The following is a 21,907-nucleotide window of genomic DNA, read 5'->3' as shown; positions in this document are numbered from 1 at the left end:
CCTATCATCATAAATAGTTTGGAACGCAAAACACGTGGTTACACGATCATAAACTTGCGTTGCGTTCTTTTTGAACGCTTCGTACCTCGATCGCACCCGCTCCGGTCGTATTCGGCTGCTCGATCACGCCTCGACGCGATCGAGATACGCCAGCACGCCGCGGACATTTATTCTGGTCTCGTCGCGGGCCTTTCGATCGCTCCACAGCCCCTCAGTATCAACATGGGTGACGAAGTGCTCGATCACCGCCTCGTCGGTGTCGAATTCGGCCCGTCGTTGCCTGACCGCTTCGACCCATTCGACGAGCGTCCGTTTGTACCCCGACAACAGCTCCTCGTCGTACGGCACCGGCCCAAAGTGTGCGAAACAGAGCTGTGACGGTTCGAGCGCCTGGATCATCGACACGTCCTCGAGACACTGATCGAGATCGAACTGCGGGGGTGGGGAGGTTTCTCTGATTTCGTTGCGTTCGGCCACCCAGATCCCCGCCGCGTCCGCGGTAAAAACCACGTCGTCGCCATCATCACTGAAGATGAGCTGGTGTGGCGCGTGGCCGGGCGCGTGGTGAGCAGTTAGGGTTCGATCGCCGAGATCGATTGTCGAGCCGTCTTCGAGTGCGTCGATCCGATCGGCCGGCACCGGCTTCGGCTCTACGTAGAATTCCCACTGGTCTTCGACGGCGGCTTTCGTTCCCGCGACGAGACGGCTCGGATCGACAAGGTGGTCGACGCCGAGCTCGTGGACCAACACGGTCGCGTTCGGGTACGATTCGGCAAGAAAGCCTGCCCCGCCCGCGTGGTCGAGATGGATATGCGTCGGCACGATGTACTCGAGGTCGTCCGCGCCGATGTCGAGCGCCGACAGCGAGTCCATGAGCGTCTCGACGTTGGTACCGATTCCGGTGTCGATTACCGCAGGATGTTCGGTGTCGAAAATGTACACCGATCCGTAGCCGTCGACGTCGTACATCCCGGTTGCGTGGTAATACAGGTCGCTACAGCCCGGAACTTCCGTGAGATCGCCGCGGGTCATACGCCTTTATCACTTGCTGGTGAGGAAAATGGTTCGATCTATTCATCTGTTGGTGACGAAACGGGTTCGATCGCATCCATCGTCGTCGTCTCACCAAAGAGCCAATCGGCGTGTTCGACCGCGTACGCCTTGTGATCGTCCTCGATGAACCCCAGCGCGTCTTCGACGACGATCGGCCGGAGATCCCGGAGCCCCGCGCTGCCGGCGGTGTGGAGGACACAGACGTTCGCGAGCGTCCCACAGAGCAACAGGTCCGAAATGCCGTGTGCGCGCAGCCATCCTTCGAGATTCGTCTGGTAGAACGCGTCGTAGGTGTGTTTTTCCACGACGAGATCCTCCTCGTGGACATCGAGTTCGTCGACCAGTTCCGCGTCCCACGTCCCCTCAACGACGTGTTCGCCCCAGCGATCGAACTCATCATAATAGTGGGTGTCATCGAACTGTTCTGGTGGGTGAACGTCGCGAGTATAGACGACCGCCCCGCCAGCCGCACGAATCGTCTCGACCACGTCCGCCACCGGGGCGATCGCCGCTTCGCTCGGTGGGGCGTAGAGACTCCCGTCGGGGTGGCAAAACCCGTTCTGCATGTCAACCACGATCGCTGCGGTTGTTGTCGGTTCGAACTGCATACCCCATTGTTTGTGATCGATCCGCAAAACTTCGACGGCGAGGGCGTCTGGTGATCGACACGCATTCCGGCAAGGTACTTCTGTCCCCGTCCCTATCGATCGGTATGAAACGACTCCTCCCCGTCTGTTTCGTGTTCCTCCTCGTCGGGATGGCGACCGTTGCTGTCGTTTCGACCGCCGGACTCGCGCCGGTAACCGCAGAGACTGCCACTGACAGTCCGGACCTAATGCAGACCGAGGACGGATTCGAAGACAGCCAGATCGGCTGTGTCAACGGCGTCTGTCACGACGACGAACTGGACATTGACCAATCCGACGGCCTCGACGACGAGGAACTGGAGCTGTTCGTCTCCCAGTCGATGGCCCGCGTGGAGTACATCCGCGATCGACCGTTCCGCGAAGACGTTGGGGTCGACGTGATGACCCGCGAGGAGTACCGATCTCAGGAGTCGAACCAATCCAATGGAGATGGCGATGAGTACAACCGCTGGAACGATCAGGTGTGGAAAGGACTCATGATAATCGGCGAGTCGACGAGTTCGGACGACGAAATCAGCGATACTCTCGGTAGCTCGGTTGCCGGCTTCTACTCACCAACCCGCGATGAGATCGTCATCATCACGCCCGATACAGACAACGTGACGATCGATGACGCGACGCTCGTCCACGAGCACGTCCACGCGATGCAGGACCAGTACTACGACCTGACGGACGAACGCTACCGCGGTGAGACCCAGGACGAAGATCTGGCGATCGACGGGATCGTCGAAGGCGAGGCGGGATACATCGAACAGCGATATGAAGAACGCTGTGGTGCCGAGTGGACCTGTCACAGCCCGCCATCATCCAGTGGCGATGGCGGTGACAGCGATCTCAATCTTGGTGTGTATCTCACGATTTTCAATCCGTACTCCGACGGGCCGGGGTACGTGCACGCGCTCGTCCAATCTGACGGATGGGGGGCAGTCGACGATCGGATGGAGGACCCCCCAGAATCGACGGCCCAGGTCATTCATCGGACCGATCGCGAACCAGTCTCGATCGACTTCGAGAATGAGGCTACCGATGGCTGGGAGACCTATCCTGACCAGGGCGTTGATGGGGCCGACACCGTCGGCGAAGCGTCGATGTTCGCGATGTTCTACCACCAGTCTCGTGAGTACGGTGCCGAGGCGATCGACTGGCGGATCGTCGGTGATGAATCGCTCATTGGTGAGTACGAACAGCTCAACTACGTGTCCGATCCCTCAGAGGGCTGGGCGAACGACGAACTCTACCCATATCGACGCGGCGACGACGAGAACGGCTACGTCTGGGTGACAGAGTGGGAGAGCGAAGACGATGCCACCGAATTCTACGAGGCGTATCTGTCGATCCTCGATGCGGATGCTCACAACGGGACGGTCCGCGACGACGGGATCTACGTCCTCGGCGAAAATAGCGAGTTCAGCGGTGCCTACGGCGTCCATCTCGACGGTACGGCCGTCGAGATTGTTCACGGACCGACTCCAGCGGCGATCGAACAGCTCCGGCCGAGCACGGCTGACGCGATCGCCGAGCAGGCTGCTGACGAACAGCCAACCGACACGAACACCAGCGACGACGACGCTGCTGGTGACGCAGCTGCTAGCGACCCGGCGAACGAGACCGACGACGCTGCAGACGATCTCGTCCCCGGATTCGGTCCCGTCGCTGCGATCGTTGCAATTGTAAGCGCCGCGCTCTTGGCACGTCGGCGGTAGTCCTCACTGGCCCGTCGGTCGACCAATCATAGATCGCGAGCGACCATCTCACCCCAGTGTTCGAAGCCGTACTTCTCGTAGAACGCTCGCGCGCGCTCGTTTTTCTGATCCACATCGAGGACAATCCGATCGAGCGGGAGCTCCTGCTCGTCGGCAGTTTCGATTGCGGCCTCCATCAACCGATCGGCGATCCCGGTGCCCCGCACGTCTGGGTGAAGATACAGTTCGTTCAACACGGCCGCGTCCCAGATGAACGACAGCGACGACGGCAGAACGAAGACGTAGCCGATCGGCTCACCCGCTGCGACAATCTCCCCGTCGTCGTCAACTGCCACCTGTACGCTTTGTGGGTCCTCGTCGACGCAGCGGCCGACCCACGCGAGGTAGTGATCGCGGTACGTCTCGGTTAGCTTAGCGTCGTAGCGTGCGGCCTTCGACTCACCGCCGGTCCCCTCTCCGAGGCCTCGTTCGAACCCCTCTTTGAGTTTCCACAACCCAGTTGAATCACTCGGTCGATACGGTCGAACAGTGACGTTCAGATCGCTCATGCCGATCGATACCTGCCCACCATGGAAGTTTTTCGGGTTCCGGCCGATCGCACAATTTCTGTGCGAATGCATTGGGCCGATCGCCTGCGGGTTCCAGCCACTTCGGCAGTTGTCGAACCCTGGGTTCGATACGCTTTTGCTGGTATGCGATCCAGCGACATACATGACCGACGACACGGGGTGGCTTGGATGAGTGACGCCCCACGGGACGAGCTTGCCCGCCGAATCGCCGGTGAGATCACGCTAAGCGGCGACCCGGGCGCGACACTGCGCAAGTGGCGAACAGACTTTGGCGTCTCCCAGACCGAGCTCGCCGCCGAACTGGACGTCTCATCATCGGTCGTCTCCGACTACGAGAGCGGCCGCCGTGAGAGCCCCGGAATCGGCGTCGTCCGACGAATGGTGACCGCGCTGTTGGCGATCGACGACGAGCGCGGCGGCAAGCGTATCCGCCAGTTCGGCCGCGTGCTCACCGCGGGATTCGAAAGCGACATCGTGCGGGACCTCCGCGAATACCGCACCGCGATTTCGCTGTCGGACTTCTATGACGCGATCGAGGCGACAGAGATCACCAGTGGCGATCGAGACTACGTCAACGGTCACACAATCATCAACAGCATTCAGGCAATTACGCGACTCTCGAGCGAGGAGTTCTACCGACTGTACGGACAGAGTACCGATCGGGCGCTCGTGTTTACTGATGTCACGCGCGGGGAATCTCCGCTCGTTGCGATGCGCGTCGTCACGCCCACTCCGAACGCGGTCGTCCTCCACGGACTCACCGAGGATGACCTCTGGGAGCACGCCGCTGCGCTGGCCTCTGTTGACGGCTTCTCACTCGCGGTTTCGACCTGCGACATCGGAACCGCGCTCGACAGCCTCCGATCGTTCGACTGACTCGACAGAGACCACTGGCTCTTTGGGTCGGTCAGCCCTACAACCGGTATGTCCGATCAATCGTTCGACGTTGACGCCTGGAGACGTGAACTGCGTGACAACCGCGCCGAAAAGGACGCGTTTCTGGATGAACACCCCCAATCGCCAATCGCACCCGAACACCGCGAGGAGTTCGACGGACTCGCGTACTTCGATCCTGATCCAACCTACCGCGTTGAGGCGACGGTGACCGTTCACAACGATCCCGAGCCGATCGAACTGGAGACGACCGCCGGTCCGAACGTTCGATACCTGCGGACAGTGTCCTTTGAATTCGGCCTGGCGGGTGACACGCACACACTTTCGGGGTACGAACAGGAGACTGCCGACGAGGAGTCGATCTTCGTCCCGTTTCGCGATAAGACAACCGGCCAACAGAGCTACCGAAAGGGCCGATATATGGAACTCACGCCGACTACCAAACTCGAGACTGGTGCGACGGTCCCGATCGATTTCAACCTCGCGTACTCGCCGTTTTGCGCGTTCAGCGACGCCTTCTCGTGTCCGCTCCCGCCGGAAGAAAACTGGCTCGACTGTGCGATCCGAGCCGGCGAACGCGCCCCAACTTTTGCTACCTAATCTCACACACGGCGATCGAATTTCCAATTCTGCGTGTGTTTCTGTTTGCGGTACCGATTGTAGCGGTTCTCCCCGGCAAATCGCGGCATATTGTTAAAATATACTAATAAACGCTAATTACAGAACATACGTCTATCAACTAACCCATATGGATGACGAATGCCAACCCTTATCCGTGCACCGAGGGTTTGTTTAGTTGCAATGGCAAACGGTAAAGTTGATTTCTTCAACGACACAGGCGGCTACGGTTTCATTTCGACGGACGATGCTGACGAGGACGTTTTCTTCCACATGGAGGACGTTGGCGGTGAGGATCTAACCGAGGGGACCGAGATCGAATTCGATATTGAACAGGCTCCGAAGGGCCCACGCGCGACGAACGTCGTCCGCAACTAATTACTGATCGGTCGTCTCACGACGACATTTCTCAGTTTCATTATTTACACCGCAGAGAGCGATCGCTCGAGTCATTTGTTCGTTCTCTGCACTGTCTATAGTAGCGTTTGCCATTATTTTCTCACTCCGGTTCACGCTCTCTTGGGTTGTATTTCAGGGTGTCTGTTGCAAAGCGTTGCAAACGTTACTACAGGTGAGTCCATATTCAGACGATACTCAAGGCGGATTCCCCGCGCCACCGTGCGCGGGGCAGTTGACTCAATAACTACTCACAGAGGCATTGAATACGGTGATTGATGCATCTTAGAGAGTATAAGAGGATGTGTGACAAAAAGCACAAGAAATTCCTCGGCTATACGCCGTAGACAAATATTATCAATATTACTTGCTAAATATACAGAGAAATTGATATTATTTTGGGCCACTGATGACGCCGTGATCAATCTCATGTCAGAGGCCACTATCGTTAAGAGTAATACTGGTAGTATTGCTATTATTATACAATTATACGGGACAAAAATAATTCTTGATATCACATTTTTTGCTCGACATAGCACTGATTTGGATGCCGTGTCCTGCATACGCTTCGAAAAGACAGGCTCTTTGACACAATGTTTCTTGTTGGTGACTACGGATACCAAACTGTGGCCATTCGATATTTTCTGATCGATCGCTCGATCACGTCGATCGAACCCTGGTCAACAATGACTTACTCCACACAACATGCGAGTTGACCGCCTCCATAATTTGTGGGTTGGCAGTCGATTGTCATTTGCCAATATATTGAATTTTTTGCACATTATTCAAATTAGCAACTACCCTAATAATCGCTGAGCAGGCGAACGCAAGCTAACCATATATTATCTTCTACGTAACCACTACCAGACACTTTAAATGATAGATATACTATTATTAATCTATACGGCACGCGATCGCTGCGCCCAGTCGATTCGGGTGAGTGCTTCTGCGCCCAGTTCACCAAGGAGACAGGCTGCCTCCAGATCGCGTTCGTCGAAGGCGTCGATGACGACGTCTCCGGCACTCAACACGCCGTGGTCGCCGATCGGGACGTAAATTCCGCTGACCAGTTCGCCGCGATCGTGTCCGTCTGTGGTCGCCGCGATGTCGGCGTACAGCAGCGGATTGCCGGTCCGGAACACGCACGCGGCCGGACTGTCTTCCCCAACGGAATAATCTGGACGTTCTCCGGCTCGTTCGACACACTCCTCGGTCGCGACGACAGTCTGTAACACCTCGTTATCGTCGTCGATCAACCGGACAGTCGTGTTGACGAGTCCGAGGATGTTCTTCGACGCATCGGCGAGTACGTCGGCGACGGCCTGCCGAGAGTGGGCCCGCCTCAGTTGCTGGCTCGTCTGCCGGAGCACCTCGATACGCTGTTCGCGGCGGTGGGCCTCGGTTACGTCTCTAACCGTTCCGTACAAACCACTGATCTCCGTATTGGCACCGCGCTGGCGCGGCTCGCCACGGATCCGGACGGTCCGTTCGAGCGTTCCCGCCCAGCTGAGTCCGATATCGATCTCGCCCGATTCCGCTCTCTGGAGCACCGTGTCGATCAGCTCAACCACACGGTGGCGATCGTCCTCGGCGTATCTGTCGAGAATACGCTCGAATGTCGGCTGTCCGTCCGGATCGAAGCCGTGAATCCGCTTGGCCTGCTCGCTCAACCACACCTCACCTGTGGCTTTGTCGTAGGCCCACGCGCCGACGCCGGTGAGACGCTGGACGCTCTCGAGTAACTCCTCGGCGGTTCCCACGCGGCGTTCGTCCGAGACAACCGCCTGTGGACCGCGCGACGTGGGTTCGTTCATACGATAACGAACGATAAGTATGATTAAAACCTTTTCGCGCAGCGCTGTCCGTTCGGTGAGACCGCGAGCTGCCCGTCGAGCGTGGAATTACCAATCCTCGATGTTCCTGGCGAAATCGTATCCCTGCTTGACTGCATCCGCGAGGTAACCGGGACTTCTCGCGTCCCCGATGACGACGCGCGGTATCCCTTCGTCTGCGAGCTCGCCGGCCAACTCGTCGTTCGGTTCGTATCCGGACGCACTCACGAGCGCATCGAACGTGACCGACGCGTTTCTGTCAGCAGTCTCGAAGTGTACGATCCCATCGTCTATGCGCTCGGGGGTTACCCCGGTATAGATCGTCACGTGATCTTCAACGGACTCGATTGGCAGGTTCTGTTGGCCCTTCAATTTCTCGTGTAAGTGCGTCATATAGATGGGTTCTGCGTCCGTCGCAATGTCGTCTTCGGTCGCAAGCAACACAACGTCGTGACCATTCTCGATGAGATGTAGCGCGGTTTCACAGCCGAGTTCTCCGCCACCGAGTACGACCACGTCTGCGCCCGGGGTAATGTCCACTGAGCCAGTTAGCACGCCAGCCGCAGCGACGCCCGCCTCACAGCCTCCGATCTGGGGGAGACTCGGGCTTGATCCGGTCGCCACCGCGACCACGTCGGGATCCATCGCCACAACGTCGTCCACTTCGACCCGATTGCCGAGCCTGATGTCGATCCCCTCTGATTCGGTGAGCTTACTTTTTTGCCACTCCAGGAGGTGTAAGAGCGAATCTTTCTCTGGTGGAATACTCGAGACGAGCAGGTGGCCGCCGAGTTCGTTGTTTTCTTCGAACAGCGTGACGTCGTTTCCTCGGGCGGCCGATCGCCAGGCCGCCTCCATTCCGGCCGGACCACCCCCGACGACGACCACGTCCAGCGGCTCGTCCACGAAGCCAAGGTCGTCACCGTACCTGATCTCGCGACCCATCACCGGGTTGACCGTACAGGCGGCTGGCTTGTCCTCGAACAGCCGCTGGGTACAGTAGTTACACGAGATACACGTTCGAATCTCGTCTATTCGACCGTCTCGTGCTTTTTTTGGCCACGCTGGATCGGCCAACAGCGACCTCGCCAGCGCAACCATGTCTGCCTGTCCGTTTTGAAGAATATCCTCCGCGACTTCGGGACTCCGGATCTTGCCGACGCCGCTGACCGGCACGTCGACTGCCTCGCGGACGGCCGCTGCGTGATGGATCCGGTAGGCCTCGTCCTGTGCGTACGGATAGAAGATCGTCGGCATCGTCTCGTAGATCCCGGCAGTGATGTCGAACCAGTCGATTCCCTCCGCTTCGAGTGCCGCACAGATCTCGACGCCCTCCTCCAGATGGTACCCCTCGTCGACGTACTCTTCGACGCTGATCCGCATCGCCACCGGGTAGTCTTCGCCCACTTTCGCCCTGACGTTCCGAATGATCTCTCGTGGGAACCGCAGGCGATTCTCGAATGATCCTCCGTACTCGTCGTCGCGCCGGTTGGTGTACGGAGACATGAACTGTTCGATCAGGTACCCGTGTGCACCGTGCAACATCACGCCGTCGAACCCAGCCCGTTTGACCCGTAGTGCCGCGTCTCCGAACCGCTCGATCATCGCCTCGACCTCTTCGGTTTTCATCGGCCGCGGCTTGTTGCCCATGAACTCCTCGGTTACATCTGACGCAGAGATTGGCTCCCGATCGGGCACGTCCGACTCCTGGTTCGCATCCAGAAAGTACGGCGCCATCTGCCTCCCGGCGTGGTGGATCTGGACGAACGTCCTGACGTCGTAGGACTGCATCTCGTCGTTCAACGCTGCCCATCCGGGGAGATGTCTGTCGTAGGAGATATTCTTTTGATTCACGGGGCTTTTGCACGTCTCCCAATCGACGGCGGATGCACCGACGACGATCGTCCCGACACCGCCTTTCGCCCGCTCGGTGTAGTATCGGATCAACCGCTCGTTGATCTCGCCTTCTGTGTACCCTGCGAGGTTCGTCTGCATCGGTGCCATGATAATCCTGTTTTTCGCCCTGACGCCACCAATTTCGACCGGGGAAAACAGGGCTTCGAGCCCGCCACCTTCGTCTTTAGTTGTGGTATGAGTGCTCATGTCTCTCAGCACTTTTTCGAGTGTGCTATATGTTATTAAACCTTGTGGACCAAAATATTGAATAGTGAGTCGGTAGATGTGTGTACTTGACACGCATGAAATACAGTAGAGACGAGTCCATACAGCGGCTGCGATCGACGGTCGAATCTGGCGAGCCCATCATCGGCGCTGGTGCCGGAACGGGAATCTCGGCGAAGTTCGCCGAGCGTGGGGGTGTCGACCTGTTAATCATCTACAACTCTGGGCGCTACCGGATGAACGGTCGGGGATCGCTCGCGGGGCTTTTGCCCTATGGGGACGCCAATGAGATCGTTCTCGACATGGGCCATCAGGTGCTGCCGGTCGTCGAAGACACGCCGGTGCTCGCGGGCGTCAACGGGACCGATCCATTCCGCGACATGGAGGTGTTCATCGAGGAGTTGAAACGGCGAGGGTTCTCCGGCGTCCAGAACTTCCCCACCGTCGGCATCTTCGATCGAGATTCGACGTTCCGCGCGAACATCGAGGAAACCGGCATGGGATACGACAAGGAAGTCGACATGATCCAGGAGGCAAGCGAACAGGGGATGCTCACGTGCCCGTACGTATTTACCGAGGAGGAGGCCCGCGAGATGACCGAGGCGGGCGCGGACGTCGTCGTCTCGCACATGGGACTGACTACATCCGGAGACATCGGCGCTGAAACGTCGCTCGACCTCGAAACTGCCGCCGAGCGCGTCCAGGCCCACCACGACGCCGTCAAGGAAGTCAACGAGGACGCACTCGTGATCTGTCACGGCGGGCCGATCGCCTGGCCCGAAGACGCACAGTATATTCTCGACAACACCGAGGGAGTCGTCGGCTTCTTTGGTGCGTCCTCACTCGAACGGCTCCCCACTGAGGAAGCGATCGAGAATCAGGCACGCAAATTCAAGGGGATGGACCTATGAGCGAGCACTTTCTCAGCCCTGACGACGTCGAGAGCCAGGTGTTCGACTGGGGCGTTCTCAAGTGGATGAGTACTCCCAACGTAACGGGCGGTGAGCGGTTCAGCGCGGGCGTGGTTAAACTCAAACCTGGCAAGGGCCACGAGCGCCACACCCACCCCAACAGCGACGAGATCCTGTACGTCATCCGCGGCGAGGGTGAGCAGGAGGTTGCAGACGAAACCCGCGAGATTGCGGCCGGTGACATGGTGTTCGTTCCCGAAGGCGTCGAGCACGGCACTGTCAATACGGGATGGGAGCCGCTGCTCTTGTTGGCGGTGTACGCCCCGCCCGGTCCCGAGGCGGTGCTGGCGGACCTGCCCGAGTGTACGATCGTGCCCGCAGGCGAACTCCCGACAGTCGATGCGGCCGGGGGTGACTGACCCATGGCCGTCGTCATCGTCGGGACGCTCGACACGAAGGCCGAGGAGATCGGATTTGCTCGTGACGTCATCGTGGCCCAGGGTGTCGATGTCCACCTCGTAGACACGGGGGTCATGGACGATCCCAAGATCGAGCCGGACACGTCAGCGAGTGAGGTCGCCGAGGCTGGCGGAACGACGCTCGAGGCCTTACGCGAGTCCAGCGATCGCGGGGAGGCGGTCAGGACGATGGGTGAAGGAGCCGCCGCTGTCGCCGTCCGTCTTTACGAGGAGGGTGTTCTCGACGGCATCCTCGGCCTGGGTGGATCCGGGAACACTTCAATCGCGACCGCCGCAATGCGTGCGCTTCCGGTGGGTGTTCCGAAGCTTATGATCTCGACGGTCGCCTCCGGAGACACCGAACCGTACGTCGGGATCAAAGACGTCGCGATGATGTACTCCGTCGCGGATATCGAGGGACTCAACCAGCTCTCTCGACGGGTCATCGCCAACGGCGCGCTCGCGATAGTCGGGATGGCCACAAACGAACCGGACGTCGAAGTCGAAGAGCGACCCACGATCGCTATCACGATGTTCGGCGTCACGACGCCGTGTGTGCAGACTGCCCGTGAGTACCTCGAAGCGGAAGGGTATGAGACGATCGTCTTCCACGCGACCGGCACCGGCGGGCGTGCGATGGAGAGTCTAATCGAGGAGGGCATCGTCGACGGCGTCTTGGACGTCACGACGACAGAGTGGGCCGATCAACACGTTGGAGGTATTCTCGGAGCCGGTGAGAATCGTCTCGAGGCGGCCGCAGACGCCGGCATCCCGCAGGTCGTCTCGACGGGTGCACTGGACATGGTCAACTTCGGACCCCGCGATTCGGTGCCCGAAGCGTTCGAGGGACGACAGTTCCACGTGCACAACCCACAAGTAACGTTGATGCGGACTACGGCCGAGGAGACTGCCGAAATCGGGACAATAATCGCGGAAAAACTCAATGCAGCCACTGGCCCGACGGCGCTTGCACTCCCGCTCGGTGGGGTTTCGATGATCGGTGTCGAGGGCGAGGACTTCTATGATCCCGTCGCCGACAACGCGCTGTTCGATGCCCTCCGCGAGCATCTGAACGACAGTGTCGAACTGCTCGAGCTTGACACCGACATCAATGATGAACGATTCGCCCTGGCGATCGCAGAAAAGCTGGACGCATACATGCGCGCGGCTGGCGCCGGGCCGACGTGAGCCGCGACGCCCGGTTTCACTCCGGCCATGCTGTTCACATTATGCAAATAATTTTATCCCGGACGATCGATTTGACTGTATGCCTGGGCCTACCACGGGACGAGCATTAAAAACGACCCAAACCTCACTTCGAATACTCGAACTCGTTTTGGAGCACGAAGGGTTGACGTTAGCCGAACTCGACGGGCTGGTAGACAAGCCAAAAAGTTCGCTACACAGCCATCTCGAAACGTTACGGGGCTGTCGATATCTGAAACGAAACGGGCACACCTACGAGGTCAGCTTCAGGCTTGCGCTGCTGGGCGAGCAGGTAAGACGGCGTACCCGCCTCGACACAGTTGCCACAGACATCGTGACCGACCTGTCGAAACGCACCGGCGAGGAGGCCAATTTCACCGTACTCGAACACGGCAGGCTCCTCATGCTGTGTGGCTCGGCTCCGACAGCAGCGCACGACGACGACGGTTTTCGCCGAGAGTACTACCTGCACAACACGGCCGCAGGCAAAGCAATTCTCGCAGAGATGGATCGCGAACAGGTCGAGGCTGTCTTGGATCGGTGGGGGATGCCCCGAGAAACCGAGGCGACGATCGCAGATCGCGATCGGCTGTTCGACGCCCTCGATGAAACTAAACGGCGGGGATACGGCATTGTCGACGAGGAATTCGCGCCGGGACTACTCGCTGTCGGCGCAACCGTCCACGATGAGGACGGTACGCTGTTGGGCGGGTTGAGCGTCGGTGGCCCAAAGTATCGCATTGACACCGCACAGCTGTACGGCGATCTCGCCGACGCAGTACTCGAGGCTGTCGATACCCTCGAACAGACACTTTTGCAATAATTCATATCCGTCGTAATGTTCACATTATGCGAACGCTACGATGTTTCCACACTGCTGTCCGGGACTGTCGGCTCAGACGTTCTCGAACTGAATAACATGTTATTTGCTACTAAGCGTTGCGAACGGTACGACGATCCACTGACAGATCGAGTTGTACACCTGGTGTGTCCCGTTGCTATCTTCGGCGTCGTATTCACATTTCGAGAATGAATTAGTCTAGATGTGGTGCAGCGACATCCGATATTTTGTTGCATCTATAATTACACGCATACACATGTAATTTTTAACCGATGAACGGGGCTCGCAGCGGGCGACGGTGGGCCCTGGGAGATGTATCGCAGCCAGCGATGTGGTCTGCAACGGTGAACGGCCCGCGATCGCCGTGCCTGCGACCGCGTGTGGTTAGAGAATGTCCAGTCGATCGACGAACATCCCATCGACACCAGCCTCAACCGCCACCTCAACGCCGGATTCGTCGTCGATCGTCCAGACGTTAATCCGTATCCCGTCCGCATGTGCCTCCTCTACCGTCGCCGAGAGCTCTGAGAGATCGTATCGAGGATGGAGTGCTGAACACCCCAGATCGCGGGCGACCGCGAGGCTTTCGCGGAGTCGCTGATCGGTTACGAGTGCGATCGGCACCGAGGAATCGCTGTCCCGAATCTCCTGTAACGCCTCGGGTAAAAACGACGAGACGAGTATTTCGTGTTCAACCGCTGCCGCGATCGACGTTACTTCGTCGGCAATCCCGGCAGTTTTCAGTTCGACGTTCACCTGCACGTCCGGCGGAATTACCTCGAAGGCGTCTCCGAGCCGCGGCACGCCGTCGTCGGTACAGCCGACGTCACAGGAGGCAAGCGCTTCGTAGTCTCTTTGAGCGACTTCTCCAGAACACGCCGTCAGCCGATCGAGTGTCTCGTCGTGAAACACAACAATTTCGCCAGACTCGGCTCGTCGGACGTCCAATTCGATCCCGTCAACGTACGGCGAGACGCGCTCGAAGGCGTACAGCGTGTTTTCGGGAAACTGGGCTGCACAGCCGCGGTGAGCGATGACCTCTCGTCCGTCGCGATCCGAGCCTAGCTGCCACTCGGTTCGCGGTGGGATGTCGGGATCTGGACAGTCCTCTCCGCCAGCTGAATCCACACATCCTGCTGCAGTCACGGCGATCGAAGAGCCCATCGCCGCCAACAGTGTCCGCCTGGTTGGACCGTCCGTGTTCATACCGCTACATCTAGGGCCGCCGTGAAAAGCGATCGGGGATTTGATGCCGAAGCAGTTTGTCGAGGTTTTCCCGCATACATGGATATATAGAATATATATTTCTATCTAGTCGCTGCCAGAATCACACTTTGTATCACAATTACTATACTCTCGGCTAGATTGAAATCTACCTCAAATATCACGAATATCTCTCACTTTGTTCTGTATATCCGTGATAAAATTCGATCCTCCTCGTATTACTATCCAGATTTGTCGTGATATTCATCACTGATCGATCGCGTATCCGGCTTTCCGACACGATCGTTAGAATCTTTATTCGAATTCGAGTCTTCCCTTATGCGTACATTTTTAAATTTTAACTCGGTATGGTAGTCATATGGCCCCCCGAACGACCCTCTCGACAACCGAAACGTCGATCGACGTGTTAGAGACGATTCAACAGCTCGACGGTGCTGGCGTCACGGAGATCGCCGACGCGTTGGACCTCGCGACAAGCACGGCACACAAACATCTCGTCACGCTCTATGAAGCCGGCTATCTCATCAAAGAGGGTACCACCTACCACGTCGGGCTCAAACTGCTCTCCCTTGGTGAATACGCCAGACAGCGACGCCCGGAGCACCGCCGAGCCGCGGAGACGGTCGACGTTCTCACAACTGAAACACGCGAGGAGGTCGACTTCGTCGTCGAAGAACACGGCCGCATTGTCACTGTCAGTGAATCTTACCACGAACAGAATCGCTACGGTCAGATCGACGCTCGATCGGCCCCGACCGCCAGAGCCCGGGTCGGGACGTACTACCACATGCACTCGACGGCGGCCGGAAAGGCGATCCTGGCGGCACTCCCAGAGGGGCGTGTCTCAGCGATCGTTGATCGGTGGGGGCTGCCAGCGAACACCGAGAACACGATCACCGATCGCGATCGGCTCTCCGAAGAACTCGCAGTTGTCCGCGAGCGTGGCTACGCGATCGATGACGAGGAGTTTACCGACGGGCTCCGAAGCGTTGGGATGGCGGTCACCGATCCACTCAGGTCACCGATCGGCGGATTCAGCGTGTCCGGGCCGGCCTACCGTCTGGATGACGCGACGATCGAAGAGGAGATCTCTACAACGTTGGCTGCAGCGATTGAAACGTTCGAATCAGATATTGAAGGCCTGTGGCCGACAGCGTAACACCGCTGTTGTCGTGCGCCTTACCCGTCGATCGTGGGCTCCGAAAGGGTGACACACACGGTCTTCGTCTGCTGATAGTGATCGAGGACTTCCGTTCCCAGTTCCCGGCCGATCCCAGACTGTTTGAATCCTCCGTAGGGTGCCTCTGGCAGGATCGGACCGTAGGCGTTGACGTAGACGATCCCGGCCTGGAGATCCGCGGCCGCGCGGTGTGCAATCGACGTTCGTTCTGTCGCGATCCCTGCTGCGAGTCCGTAGTCGGTATCGTTGGCCATCTCGATCGCCTCCTCGTATGTTTCGAACGTCTGGGCGGTCAACACGGGGCCGAAGATCTCCTCGCTGGCGATCGTCATTGACGAGTCAACTTCGGTGAACACCGTTGGCTCGACGTACCACCCATCGCGCAGCTTAGCGTTGTCGGGTGTCCCACCGCCCGTGGCCACCGTTGCGCCTTCCTCACGCCCCAGTTGCATGTATTCGCGGACATCGTCGTAGCCCGATCGGGTTGTCAGCGGCCCGAGCGTCGTCGATTCTTCGAGTGGATCGCCCGGTGCGTACCCTCCAGCTGCCTCGCACAACCTCTCGAGGAACTCATCTGCGACGTCCTCGTGGACGATCGCCCGCGAAAGTGCATCACAGATCTGCCCGGTGCCGTAGAAGATTCCGCTGGAGGCCGCGTCCACCGCGGTCTTGAGGTCAGCGTCCGGAAACACGACGAACGGCGACTTGCCACCCAACTCTAAGGTTACGGGAACGATCTGCGGTGCGGCCGCGCGCATCACCTGCTCGCCAACCTCGGCGCTTCCGGTAAACGAGACCTTCCTAATGTCTGTGTGATCGCTCAACGCCGACCCGACGGTCGATCCGGAGCCGGGCACGACGTTACAAACTCCCGCAGGGAGGATGTCTGCGGAGAGCTGCACCATCCGAATGATCGAAAGCGGCGCGTCCGTCGCGGGCTTGAGCACTGCCGCGTTGCCCGCCGCGAGTGCCGGCCCGAGCTTCCAGGCTGCCGACCAGATCGGAAAGTTCCACGGGACGATCTGGCCGACGACACCGTAGGGCTCTCGCCGGGTGTAGATGTGCGTGTCCTCGGCTGCGGGAATCTGCGCCCCGCGCTCTCCGCGGGCGATCGACGCGTAATATTCGAGCGTATCGATCGCGCCTTCGACCTCCGTGCGCGTGTCCGCAATCGGCTTGCCGGTGTCGAGACACTCCAGCCGCGTCAGCTCCTCCGCGTGGTCTCGAAGTGTCTCGATCCACTCGCCAAGTCGCCGCGCCCGATCGGCGTACGTCGTTTCGGCCCACTCGCGATCGGATGCGTCCCACGCTGCGGACACTGCCCGATCGACGTGGCTTGCGTCGCCGCGACCGACCGACACGATCGGTTCGTGGGTTGCTGGATCGATCGTCTCGAACGTCTCGGCTGTCTCCGCGGAGCCTCCGTCGATCCACGGGCCGAACGATAGTCCGCCCGTTACCTCGGCGATCGTGTCGGCGTGGCTGAGCGGTTCCTCGTCGGTCATCGGCCCTCGTAGGCGTCCCTGGCGATCCCCAGCAGGTCGTCAGCATCGGCGTCCCGCGGGTTGTCGTGGATCTCGATCGTATCGAGCGATTTTTCGGCGATCTCTGGGAGGTCGTCGCGATCGACGCCGAGTGCTGCAAGGCTTTCTGGGAGGTCAACCGCGGCGATGAGTTCCTCGACGGCGCTCACGGATTCGGCTGCGGCCTCAGCGGTTGACAGCTCCGTGGTGTCGACGCCCATCGCCTCGGCGACCTCCGCGTATCGCTCGGGCACCGCCTCGAGGTTGTACCGCATCACCGCTGGGGTGTACGCGGCGATCGCTTCGCCGTGGGGAATCTCTGGGTACATCCCGCCGGTGACCTCCGCGAGCGAGTGAATCGCGCCGAAGCCCGCGAAGTTCTCACAGATCCCTGCAAGGTGGGAGGCGTAGAGCATCTGCTCGCGGGCCTCCATGTCCGATTTGCCGTCTGTGTACGCGCGTTCGAGGTACGCCGGGACGGTTTCCATCACGTGACTCGACAGCGGCTTGACGAACGGCGGACACGCCGAGGAGACGTGGTTTTCGAGTGCGTGCGAGAAGGCGTCAAAACCGGTTGCAGCAGTCTGTCCCGGCGGCAGCGATCGCGTGAGTTCGGGATCGACGATTGAGGCCTCCGCGCCGAGGTACGGTCCGCCGGGGTACAGCGGCGATTGGCCGATCGCCATCTTGAACTCTCGTTCCTCATCAGTGATCACCGCCCAGTAATCGACCTCACTGCCGGTTCCGGCGGTCGTCGGGACCGTCACGAGCGGCAGCGGCGCGGTCTCGATCGGACCCTCGGCGACCTCCGCTGCAGACGTGACCTCGTAGTCGACAATCGAGCCGGGGTTTGTTGTCATCAACGCCGCACACTTGGCCGTGTCGATCGAACTCCCGCCACCGACGGCGACGATCGCATCCGCGTCGGCGTCCGTGATAGCGTCTGTCGCTTCTTCGACCATCGATACTGTTGGATTTGGTCGGACGCCGTCGTACACGTTGTACTCGACCTCGGTCGCTGAAAGCGCCGCAGTTACTGGATCGAGAATCCCTGCGTCGATGATACCAGGGTCTGTCACGACGAGCAGCGACTCCCACTCCTGTGAGTTAACGATTCCTTCGAGTCGATCGATCGTCCCCGAGCCGAATTCGACTTGGATCGGGAACGCGAGCGTGTACGAACCGAGACTCATTGTTGCTCACCGCCGTGGCCGATCGATCGATTTGGCAGTGCTGTCGCTGTCGGATTCCCACGGGCGGTGCTCCCGCCCCGTGCGGCTGCTGGGGTCATTACACGTTGACCGTTGGTGGCAACTCTCATAAATTTTCGTCTACCTCTATACGCATCTGTGGACCACGTTCGCACACATAGATTATATAATAATATTATCATAATATTTATTGCCCACCGATAGCCACATACGGCCACGATGTCGTCATACAGACAGACACGTCGATCGTTCGTACGACGAACGGGGGCAACGACAGCGGCGATTGGAGCGCTTGCAACGGCCGGCTGCCTCGGTGGTGATGATGAGGAAGGCCTTGACGAGGTCGACAGCGTCGAAATCGAACTGTGGCACGGCCTCAGCGGCGATCTCGGCGAGGAGGTTTCCTCACTCGCGGAGGATTTCAGTGATCAGTCAGATACGATCACCGTGGAAGCGGTCGAACAGGGCTCATACCGCGAGACCATGAACCAGACGATCAACGCGGTTCGGTCCGGCGAGCCACCAGGAATTTCACAAATCTTCGAGGTCGGGACGAAGACCGCGCTCGACAGCGGGGCCTTCGTGCCGATCGAAGAGGCGATTCCCGAAGACCGAATCGATTGGGACTCGTTCCTCGTCCCGGTGCTCGATTATTACCGCATCGACGGCGCGCTGAACTCAATGCCGTTCAACTCCTCGAACGCGATCATGATGTACAACCGCGACGCGTTCTCCGAGGCTGGGATCGATCCCGACTCACCGCCGCGGAGCTTCCAGGACGTTCTCGACTACTCCGATCAGCTGATGGACGCCGGCTACGAATACGGCATCACGTGGCCGAATCACTCGTGGTTCGTCGAACAGTGGTTCGCTGGTCAAGACTCGCTGTTGGTCAACAATGATAATGGCCGTGATGGCGATCCGACCGAGACGTTCATCAACGAAGAGGCTGGGACGACTATCTTCGAGTTCATTCAGGAACTCATGGATAAAGACGCCGTGCTCTCGACGGGAATCGAGGCGTGGGGTGAGGCTCAGCAGGGCTTTTTCACCCAGGAAGCACCGATCGTCCTGTACTCGACCTCGAGTATCAACCCGATGCTGCAGGGTGCGGCCGACAACGACTTCGAGGCCTCCGCGGCACGGCTGCCGGTCCCCGGCGGCGAGCAGGCCGGCGTGACTATCGGCGGCGGATCGCTGTGGGTCCCCGACGAGCAGGGGCAAGCTGAGGAGGAGGCGGCGATCGAGTTCCTGCTTTGGCTCACTGAACCCGAACAACAGTCTCGTTGGCATCAAAACACCGGCTACTTCCCGGTCCGCGAGGAATCGATCGAGAACCTCACCGAGGAGGGCTTCTACGACGAAAACCCCGCCTTCCGTGTCGCACTCGATCAGCTCGAGGCCGATCAGGATACGTCGGCGACCCGTGGCGCGGTCGTGGGTCCGTTCCTCGACCTCCGTACGACAGTCGCCGAGAGCTACGTTGCGATCGCTGATGGTGACTCGGTTGATGAGGTGCTCGCAGACGCGAAAGACGAGATCGACGAGGCGCTCGAAGACTACAACGAGCGCCAGAGCGAATAGCGTCTCCGCGTATCGATTGCCTGTCTCATCTCGATCGACTACGGCCACTTGTGATCGCGTTGAACTCCTTTCGGAGACCGAGACGCATTCACTGCGGTGGAAGGATACATTGAAGATACCCACGCAAGATACACAACACAAATGAGCGAACAATCAGCACGGGAGGTGTTTACGAACAACAAGGAAGCCGTATTACTCTTGTTGCCGACGCTTCTCGTTATCGTCGTATTCCTGTACTGGCCGGCAATCGATACGTTCCGGTTGAGCTTCTTTCAGACGTCGCTCACCAGCGAGCGGTTCGCCGGGACGTACAACTACATCCGACTTTTCACCTCTGGGAGCTACCAAAACAGCCTCCTGGTCACATTTGGGTTCGGCTTCGTCGTTGTCGCCGGATCGATGTTGCTCTCGCTGTTTATTTCATTTATGCTCTATGAGGTCGATCGGTTTACTTCGATTTATCTCATCACCGCGATCTGGCCGTATGCGTTGCCGCCAGCGGTCGCCGGACTCGTCTTGTTGTTCCTCTTGCAACCGGATCTCGGCATCCTGACCTACTGGATCAGATCACTCGGCGCGGTCTTTGGGTTGGATCTCGGGCTTGACTGGCGGACGAGCGGGCCATTGGCGTTTACCGTTGTCTCTATTACCGCGATCTGGAAACAGCTCGGTTATAACATCATTTTCATGGTTGCCGCAATGAACAACATTCCCAACACAATTGATGAAGCCGCACAGCTCGACGGGATCAGCCGTACTAACCGGCTGTTCAAGATTTACGTTCCACTGATGTCGCCGACGCTCGTCTTTTTGGTCGTCATCAACACGATCTACGCGTTCTTCGCGACGTTCCCGATCATCGACCTCATGACGTCCGGCGGCCCTGGCGGCGCGACAAACATCCTCATCTACAAGCTGTTCATCGACGCCTTCGAGAACTTCAACCTCGGATACGCGGCCGCACAGTCGCTGGTGTTGTTCCTCGTTGTTGGTGTTCTCATGTACATCCAGCTTCGGGTCACTGACCGCTACGCACACTACGGGTGATTACAGATGGCTAAACACGACGCAACCGAACGCGACGCGGTCGACCAATACGCGAGTGGCTCTTTCAGTGACGCGCTCCCCGATAACCTCTGGATGCACATCGGGCTGATTGCCTCGATCGCACTCATGTCGCTGCCGATCGTACTCGCGGCGATCATGTCTACCCAGTCGGTCAGCCAGATATACGAAGTGACGAACCTCGCGCCGGGCGGACAGGGAGTCGACAACTACACGCGGGCACTGTTCGAGCACAACCTCTTTGCGTTCATGATCAACTCGTTCATCATGGCGATCGCGATCGTGGTCGGCAAGATCGCGTTGTCGCTGCTCGCAGCGCTTGCGCTCGTCTATTACGACTTCCCGTACAAGAATGCCGTCTTCGTGTTCGTGTTGTTCACGCTCATGTTGCCGGTCCCGGTCCGGATCGTTCCGCTGTTCGAGCTGATGGTTAACCTCGATTGGATCAACACTATGTGGGCGATCACGGTGCCGTACCTCGCAAGTGCGACCGCTGTGTTCCTGTTTCGACAACACTTCATGGCGATCCCGGCGTCGATGGTCGAGGCGGCCAAACTCGACAATATCGGTGGGATAAAATTCCTCATCTACGTGTTGATTCCGATGTCGAAGGGCATGATCGCTGGTGTGGGCGTGATCACGTACGTCTACGCGTGGAACCAGTATCTCTGGCCGCTAGCGGTGATCAACAACGAAGAGAACCAGGTGCTGCAGGTCGGCCTCAAGAGCCTCGAAGGCACGGCGGCAGCAGGCCAGATCGAGTGGGGACTCATCATGTCGGGGGCGATCATCGCGTTGATTCCGCCGCTCATCGTCCTCGTCGTATTGCACAAACCACTCCTTGAAACGTTTGGACTCCAACAAAAATAAT

Annotated in this window: 20 protein-coding genes; 12 read left to right on the top strand and 8 right to left on the bottom strand. The window is 58.8% G+C overall.

The genetic code is table 11. The features are described 5' to 3' along the window. Positions 1-123: 123 nt before the first annotated feature. Positions 124-1,032 carry an MBL fold metallo-hydrolase gene (locus tag E5K03_RS02935; RefSeq protein WP_138004876.1) on the bottom strand — a complete coding sequence of 303 codons (909 nt, stop codon included), beginning with the start codon at positions 1,030-1,032 and terminating at the stop codon, positions 124-126. A 38-nt stretch (positions 1,033-1,070) separates the two neighbouring features. Beyond that, on the bottom strand, positions 1,071-1,661 hold the full coding sequence (locus E5K03_RS02930; RefSeq protein ID WP_138004875.1) for a cysteine hydrolase family protein: 591 nt from the start codon (positions 1,659-1,661) through the stop codon (positions 1,071-1,073). 104 nt (positions 1,662-1,765) lie between these two features. Between E5K03_RS02930 and E5K03_RS02925 the strand changes: the two genes are divergently transcribed. Then, a complete protein-coding gene (locus E5K03_RS02925; protein WP_138004874.1) occupies positions 1,766-3,403 on the top strand; it encodes an Hvo_1808 family surface protein in 1,638 nt (545 codons plus the stop codon). A gap of 26 nt (positions 3,404-3,429) precedes the next feature. Here the strand turns inward: E5K03_RS02925 and E5K03_RS02920 are convergent, their stop codons facing one another. Then, positions 3,430-3,951, bottom strand: coding sequence for a GNAT family N-acetyltransferase (locus tag E5K03_RS02920; protein ID WP_138004961.1), 522 nt, complete (start codon positions 3,949-3,951; stop codon positions 3,430-3,432). Between the two features lie 189 nt (positions 3,952-4,140). Here E5K03_RS02920 and E5K03_RS02915 point away from each other — a divergent pair, with 189 nt between their 5' ends. The 3 genes from E5K03_RS02915 to E5K03_RS02905 all read left to right on the top strand — a co-directional run bounded on the left by E5K03_RS02915 (position 4,141) and on the right by E5K03_RS02905 (position 5,862). Further along, positions 4,141-4,848, top strand: a complete 708-nt coding sequence (locus E5K03_RS02915) for a helix-turn-helix domain-containing protein (protein ID WP_138004873.1) — start codon at positions 4,141-4,143, stop codon at positions 4,846-4,848. Between the two features lie 48 nt (positions 4,849-4,896). Then, positions 4,897-5,466, top strand: coding sequence for a DUF1684 domain-containing protein (locus E5K03_RS02910; protein WP_138004872.1), 570 nt, complete (start codon positions 4,897-4,899; stop codon positions 5,464-5,466). 201 nt (positions 5,467-5,667) lie between these two features. After that, the gene (locus E5K03_RS02905) at positions 5,668-5,862 is read left to right on the top strand and encodes a cold-shock protein (RefSeq protein WP_137196887.1); all 195 of its coding nucleotides are present in this window, start codon (positions 5,668-5,670) and stop codon (positions 5,860-5,862) included. A gap of 917 nt (positions 5,863-6,779) precedes the next feature. Here E5K03_RS02905 and E5K03_RS02900 read toward each other — a convergent pair. Together E5K03_RS02900 and E5K03_RS02895 are read right to left on the bottom strand one after the other, a co-directional pair. Then, positions 6,780-7,694 (bottom strand): GAF domain-containing protein, encoded by a 915-nt coding sequence (locus tag E5K03_RS02900; RefSeq protein WP_138004871.1) that lies wholly within the window; start codon positions 7,692-7,694, stop codon positions 6,780-6,782. Between the two features lie 87 nt (positions 7,695-7,781). Next, positions 7,782-9,815 (bottom strand): oxidoreductase, encoded by a 2,034-nt coding sequence (locus E5K03_RS02895; protein ID WP_138004870.1) that lies wholly within the window; start codon positions 9,813-9,815, stop codon positions 7,782-7,784. A gap of 95 nt (positions 9,816-9,910) precedes the next feature. On the opposite strand from E5K03_RS02895, the gene E5K03_RS02890 reads away from it, so the two are divergent. The 4 genes from E5K03_RS02890 to E5K03_RS02875 all read left to right on the top strand — a co-directional run bounded on the left by E5K03_RS02890 (position 9,911) and on the right by E5K03_RS02875 (position 13,231). Beyond that, the gene (locus E5K03_RS02890) at positions 9,911-10,744 is read left to right on the top strand and encodes a phosphoenolpyruvate hydrolase family protein (RefSeq protein ID WP_138004869.1); all 834 of its coding nucleotides are present in this window, start codon (positions 9,911-9,913) and stop codon (positions 10,742-10,744) included. Next, entirely contained in the window at positions 10,741-11,163 is a 423-nt protein-coding gene (locus E5K03_RS02885; protein WP_138004868.1) for a cupin domain-containing protein, read from the top strand. The genes E5K03_RS02890 and E5K03_RS02885 overlap by 4 nt, the downstream gene beginning before the upstream one ends. 3 nt (positions 11,164-11,166) lie before the next feature. Next, on the top strand, positions 11,167-12,390 hold the full coding sequence (locus tag E5K03_RS02880) for a Tm-1-like ATP-binding domain-containing protein (protein ID WP_138004867.1): 1,224 nt from the start codon (positions 11,167-11,169) through the stop codon (positions 12,388-12,390). 79 nt (positions 12,391-12,469) lie between these two features. Beyond that, positions 12,470-13,231 (top strand): IclR family transcriptional regulator, encoded by a 762-nt coding sequence (locus E5K03_RS02875; RefSeq protein ID WP_138004866.1) that lies wholly within the window; start codon positions 12,470-12,472, stop codon positions 13,229-13,231. Between the two features lie 402 nt (positions 13,232-13,633). On the opposite strand, the gene E5K03_RS02870 is transcribed toward E5K03_RS02875, so the two are convergent. Then, positions 13,634-14,455, bottom strand: coding sequence for a glycerophosphodiester phosphodiesterase (locus E5K03_RS02870; RefSeq protein ID WP_138004865.1), 822 nt, complete (start codon positions 14,453-14,455; stop codon positions 13,634-13,636). Between the two features lie 376 nt (positions 14,456-14,831). Between E5K03_RS02870 and E5K03_RS02865 the strand changes: the two genes are divergently transcribed. Beyond that, positions 14,832-15,632 (top strand): IclR family transcriptional regulator, encoded by an 801-nt coding sequence (locus tag E5K03_RS02865; protein ID WP_138004864.1) that lies wholly within the window; start codon positions 14,832-14,834, stop codon positions 15,630-15,632. A gap of 20 nt (positions 15,633-15,652) precedes the next feature. Here E5K03_RS02865 and E5K03_RS02860 read toward each other — a convergent pair whose 3' ends face one another. Beyond that, positions 15,653-17,158: an aldehyde dehydrogenase family protein gene (locus E5K03_RS02860; RefSeq protein WP_138004863.1), complete on the bottom strand. Its 1,506-nt coding sequence runs from the start codon at positions 17,156-17,158 to the stop codon at positions 15,653-15,655. Further along, complete coding sequence (locus E5K03_RS02855) at positions 17,155-18,369, bottom strand: iron-containing alcohol dehydrogenase (protein ID WP_138004862.1); 1,215 nt, start codon at positions 18,367-18,369, stop codon at positions 17,155-17,157. The genes E5K03_RS02860 and E5K03_RS02855 overlap by 4 nt, the downstream gene beginning before the upstream one ends. 237 nt (positions 18,370-18,606) lie before the next feature. Here E5K03_RS02855 and E5K03_RS02850 point away from each other — a divergent pair, with 237 nt between their 5' ends. From E5K03_RS02850 to E5K03_RS02840, 3 genes are all read left to right on the top strand, one after another. Beyond that, entirely contained in the window at positions 18,607-19,971 is a 1,365-nt protein-coding gene (locus E5K03_RS02850) for an ABC transporter substrate-binding protein (RefSeq protein ID WP_138004861.1), read from the top strand. A gap of 141 nt (positions 19,972-20,112) precedes the next feature. Further along, positions 20,113-21,018: a carbohydrate ABC transporter permease gene (locus E5K03_RS02845; protein WP_138004860.1), complete on the top strand. Its 906-nt coding sequence runs from the start codon at positions 20,113-20,115 to the stop codon at positions 21,016-21,018. 6 nt (positions 21,019-21,024) lie between these two features. Further along, a complete protein-coding gene (locus E5K03_RS02840) occupies positions 21,025-21,906 on the top strand; it encodes a carbohydrate ABC transporter permease (protein ID WP_205742943.1) in 882 nt (293 codons plus the stop codon). Position 21,907 lies beyond the last annotated feature (1 nt).

It is taken from the genome of Halalkalirubrum salinum (assembly GCF_005543295.1).
GTDB lineage: Archaea > Halobacteriota > Halobacteria > Halobacteriales > Haloferacaceae > Halalkalirubrum > Halalkalirubrum salinum.
The sequence above is the reverse complement of the archived record's forward strand: the minus strand, read 5'-3'. Positions and strand labels throughout refer to the sequence as shown.

Coding starts and splice junctions, on each gene's coding strand:
- E5K03_RS02865 (WP_138004864.1), top strand. CDS start 14,832: ATGGCCCCCCGAACGACCCTCTCGACAACCGAAACGTCGATCGACGTG.
- E5K03_RS02905 (WP_137196887.1), top strand. CDS start 5,668: ATGGCAAACGGTAAAGTTGATTTCTTCAACGACACAGGCGGCTACGGT.
- E5K03_RS02875 (WP_138004866.1), top strand. CDS start 12,470: ATGCCTGGGCCTACCACGGGACGAGCATTAAAAACGACCCAAACCTCA.
- E5K03_RS02920 (WP_138004961.1), bottom strand. CDS start 3,951: ATGAGCGATCTGAACGTCACTGTTCGACCGTATCGACCGAGTGATTCA.
- E5K03_RS02860 (WP_138004863.1), bottom strand. CDS start 17,158: ATGACCGACGAGGAACCGCTCAGCCACGCCGACACGATCGCCGAGGTA.
- E5K03_RS02855 (WP_138004862.1), bottom strand. CDS start 18,369: ATGAGTCTCGGTTCGTACACGCTCGCGTTCCCGATCCAAGTCGAATTC.
- E5K03_RS02930 (WP_138004875.1), bottom strand. CDS start 1,661: ATGCAGTTCGAACCGACAACAACCGCAGCGATCGTGGTTGACATGCAG.
- E5K03_RS02910 (WP_138004872.1), top strand. CDS start 4,897: ATGTCCGATCAATCGTTCGACGTTGACGCCTGGAGACGTGAACTGCGT.
- E5K03_RS02845 (WP_138004860.1), top strand. CDS start 20,113: ATGAGCGAACAATCAGCACGGGAGGTGTTTACGAACAACAAGGAAGCC.
- E5K03_RS02850 (WP_138004861.1), top strand. CDS start 18,607: ATGTCGTCATACAGACAGACACGTCGATCGTTCGTACGACGAACGGGG.
- E5K03_RS02935 (WP_138004876.1), bottom strand. CDS start 1,032: ATGACCCGCGGCGATCTCACGGAAGTTCCGGGCTGTAGCGACCTGTAT.
- E5K03_RS02840 (WP_205742943.1), top strand. CDS start 21,025: ATGGCTAAACACGACGCAACCGAACGCGACGCGGTCGACCAATACGCG.
- E5K03_RS02895 (WP_138004870.1), bottom strand. CDS start 9,815: ATGAGCACTCATACCACAACTAAAGACGAAGGTGGCGGGCTCGAAGCC.
- E5K03_RS02900 (WP_138004871.1), bottom strand. CDS start 7,694: ATGAACGAACCCACGTCGCGCGGTCCACAGGCGGTTGTCTCGGACGAA.
- E5K03_RS02885 (WP_138004868.1), top strand. CDS start 10,741: ATGAGCGAGCACTTTCTCAGCCCTGACGACGTCGAGAGCCAGGTGTTC.
- E5K03_RS02880 (WP_138004867.1), top strand. CDS start 11,167: ATGGCCGTCGTCATCGTCGGGACGCTCGACACGAAGGCCGAGGAGATC.
- E5K03_RS02890 (WP_138004869.1), top strand. CDS start 9,911: ATGAAATACAGTAGAGACGAGTCCATACAGCGGCTGCGATCGACGGTC.
- E5K03_RS02925 (WP_138004874.1), top strand. CDS start 1,766: ATGAAACGACTCCTCCCCGTCTGTTTCGTGTTCCTCCTCGTCGGGATG.
- E5K03_RS02915 (WP_138004873.1), top strand. CDS start 4,141: ATGAGTGACGCCCCACGGGACGAGCTTGCCCGCCGAATCGCCGGTGAG.
- E5K03_RS02870 (WP_138004865.1), bottom strand. CDS start 14,455: ATGAACACGGACGGTCCAACCAGGCGGACACTGTTGGCGGCGATGGGC.